Origin of the sequence: Acinetobacter sp. UBA3025 (assembly GCF_002367915.1) — a bacterium.
Taxonomy (GTDB): Bacteria; Pseudomonadota; Gammaproteobacteria; order Pseudomonadales; family Moraxellaceae; genus Acinetobacter.
The window spans coordinates 1-3,332 of the sequence record NZ_DFDO01000027.1; the positions used below are offsets into that span (position 1 = coordinate 1).

Annotated in this window: 5 protein-coding genes; all 5 read left to right on the forward strand. The window is 43.3% G+C overall.

What is annotated here, in order from left to right; translation table 11 throughout:
* Nucleotides 1–234: MoaD/ThiS family protein (locus tag B4J23_RS01130; protein WP_291358428.1), on the forward strand; the 234-nt coding region annotated here is incomplete at its 5' end.
* A gap of 1 nt (nucleotide 235) precedes the next feature.
* Entirely contained in the window at nucleotides 236–784 is a 549-nt protein-coding gene (locus tag B4J23_RS01135; protein WP_291358430.1) for a molybdenum cofactor biosynthesis protein MoaE, read from the forward strand.
* Nucleotides 785–833: 49 nt separating this feature from the next.
* Nucleotides 834–1,757: a bifunctional molybdenum cofactor biosynthesis protein MoaC/MoaB gene (gene moaCB, locus B4J23_RS01140; protein ID WP_180104463.1), complete on the forward strand. Its 924-nt coding sequence runs from the start codon at nucleotides 834–836 to the stop codon at nucleotides 1,755–1,757.
* A complete protein-coding gene (locus B4J23_RS01145) occupies nucleotides 1,757–2,986 on the forward strand; it encodes a molybdopterin molybdotransferase MoeA (RefSeq protein WP_291358434.1) in 1,230 nt (409 codons plus the stop codon). Before moaCB ends, B4J23_RS01145 begins: the two co-directional genes overlap by 1 nt.
* Before the next feature lie 15 nt (nucleotides 2,987–3,001).
* The coding region (gene modA / locus B4J23_RS01150; RefSeq protein ID WP_291358436.1) for a molybdate ABC transporter substrate-binding protein at nucleotides 3,002–3,332 on the forward strand (331 nt) is incomplete at its 3' end.

Sequence of the window (3,332 nt, forward strand, 5' to 3'; positions counted from 1 at the left end):
AGAATTGAAGCCTTCGGTGCGGTAGAGCGACAGTTACCGCAAGATCTCGAAATTATCTGCAAATCTCAAAGTACCGTATCTGAAGTTTTGAATCAGGTGGGACAAAATTATCCTGATGCATTTGGCATGATTGAACGCTGTGCCTGTGCCATCGGTGAAGACATCATTTCACGTCAGACACCTCTTCATGCTGACAGTACTTTGGTGCTGTTGTCACCTGTAGCAGGAGGCTGAAATGAGCAAATTCAAACAGATTTCCCGGATCCAGGATACTGCTTTAGATCTGGAAAGTTTTGATCCGATCCAGTCTTTTCCTGAATGTGGTGGAATCGGCGTATTTATCGGAACGGTACGTAATCACCATGAAGGTAAAGCAGTCAAAGCACTGAAATATACGGCCTATACACCTGTTGCAGAAAAAATGATTCGCCAGATTGAACAAGAAATCCAGGCCAAATACGGCGTGTCCTATGTGCGGGTGATTCATCGAATTGGGGCACTAGATATTGGTGAAAAAGCCATTATTGCAATTGCTTATGCTGCACATCGACGTGAAGCTTTTGCTGCTTGTGAGGAAGCAGTAGAGCGGGTCAAACATGAGGTGCCAGTCTGGAAAGAAGAGTTTTATATGGATGGCAGCAGTCAATATGTTGAGGGATGTTGTATCCGTAAAGATGTAGAAACTGCTCACATGCATCATCATCCAAAACATTCAGATGAGACGCATCAACATTGTCATCATGCCAAAGAGAATACACCATTCATCTATCAATGGCCGATATAAGTCAGAACAGACACACGTTTTAAGAAGAAATGAACTATAGGAACATGCAATGAAAAATGTCGGGATGAAAGCAGAAAGTTATCGGACTGCAGTAGCTACAGGGATTCTGCATGCACCGCCACATTGCATTGAATTATTACGGAATGGCAATACGGAAAAAGGTGATGCTCTAAAGACAGCTCGCATCGCCGGAATCTTAGGGGCTAAACGAACCGATGAACTGATTCCGCTGTGTCATCCTTTACCAATTTATCGCGCAGATGTGGAATATGAACTGTTTGATGCACATGTCGAAATTATTGCCACAGTAGAGACTATTGGTCCAACCGGTGTGGAAATGGAAGCCTTGACTGCCGTTAGTCTGGCTGGATTGACCCTCTATGACATGCTCAAACCACATTGTGAACCGGAAGATCTATGTCTGGATCAATGTAAATTGCAAAAGAAAAAAGGCGGTAAATCGCATTTTACCCGTGTCTTAAAAGAAGCCTTGCCAGCATCCATCATTGTGCTTTCAGATACGGTCGCTGCCGGTAAAAAACCGGATACAGCAGGGCAAAATGTCCTGGAAATATTACAAGAAGCCAATTTTGAAAATATTGCCTATCAGGTAATTCCAGATGATCCTGAACAGTTATTGGCATTGGTTCATCAACAGAAAAATGACTATCCATTGATCCTGACTGTAGGTGGAACAGGCTTAGGTCCTAAAGATCTAACAGTTGAAACTTTACAGCCTTTACTGAAACGGGAAATTCATGGACTCATGGAAGCTTCACGCAGTTTCGGCCAGAAACGCACGCCGTATGCAGCTTTAAGTCGTGGCGTTGCGGGCTATATTGATAACAGTTTGGTAATGACTTTACCGGGCAGCCGACAAGGCGCCAAAGAATCTTTAATTGCCGTACTACCAGCGTTGGTACATTTATTTGATGTGCAAAAAAATATTCCACATCAAGGCGGTTATCAATAATGTCTGGATGCGGAGCAGACCATGGTCTGATTACAGTAGATCAGGCTTTAGAATTGATTTTGCAGCATACTCAAGTGTTAGCAACTGAACGACTGAAGTTGAATCAGACCCTGAATCGTTATCTGGCAGAAGATATTTATTCTGGGATTAATTTACCGTTATTTTCGCAAAGTGCCGTAGATGGTTATGCATTGTGTACCCAATCTGCAATTGAACCAGAACGCGAATTCCAACTGATTGGTGAAATTCGGGCGGGACAACAGGGTGAACTGCAACTTCAGGATGGTCAGGCAGTCAGGATTTTTACTGGCGCTAAAATTCCGCTTGGGACTACTACGGTCGCACGTCAGGAAATTGTTCAAGTGATTGATTCATCCAAAATCAAAATTATGGAACAGCTCAGCGCTCATGCCGATATTCGCGATGTGGGCGAAGAAATTTCAGTCGAGCAATTATTGGCCAATAAAGGTCAACAGCTGTCAGTCGGTGCAATTGCCTCTTTAAGCATGGCGGGAATCAATACTGTTGAGGTTTTTCAATATTCTAAAGTGGCTGTGGTCATTACAGGTGATGAAGTTGCTGAAAGTATAGAAGACTTTGTAGCGGGTAAAATCTTTGATGCCAACGGTCCCTTGATTGAAGCCTGGTTTCAGCAAGCCGGGCAGCAGGTTGAAATTTTTCATGTTGCAGATACTGAGGCGGCAGTACGGAATCTCATTCAAGAATTATCAGCAAGCTATGACCTGATTTTAACCACAGGCGGTGTATCTGTCGGAGATTATGATTTCATTCGGCCTGTAGCACTAGATTTAGGCTTTGAACAGATATTCTGGAAAGTAAAACAGAAGCCGGGCAAGCCGATGTTCTTTGCCCAGCTACAGCGAAATGATAGTTCACATTGTTATCTGCTGGGTTTGCCGGGAAATCCCGCAGCAGTGTATGTCGGCATGCAGATCTACACCGCAACTTTATTAAATGCCTTACAAGGACACAAATCTCAGCCGAACTGGTTTAATGCTGTACTCACCCATGATCTGAAAATGAATGCCAGAGAGCGCTTTTTAAGAATGTCTGCCAGCTTTGAGCAGTCGGTTTTACGAGTTAAAAGTCTGTCTAAGCAGCAATCACATATGCTGAGCAATCTCATGCAGGCCAATTGTCTGGTTCGCATTCCGGCAGGAAAAAGCCTGAAAGAAGGGGATCTTGTTCAAGGCTTATTTATTCACTGATAAGGGTAGATGCACATGAAAAAATCTCTGTTTTTATCCATGTGCATTGCCATGATGTTTTCCTCAGTCCATGCAGGAACAGTGAAGGTTTACGCCGCAGCGAGTCTAAATAATGCTGTGACCGAAATTTCCAGGATTTACCAAGCCCAACATCCACAAACTAAGATTATTTCCGTATTTGGTGCATCTTCTGCTTTAGCCAAACAGATCGAAGCAGGAGCTAGTAGTGATCTATACTTTTCAGCTGATCAGGATTGGATGAATTATCTGGTACACAAGAAACTTATAAATTCCAGTTCAGTTCATCCCATCCTGTTAAATCAGTTAGTGGCGATCAGCCCGAAAC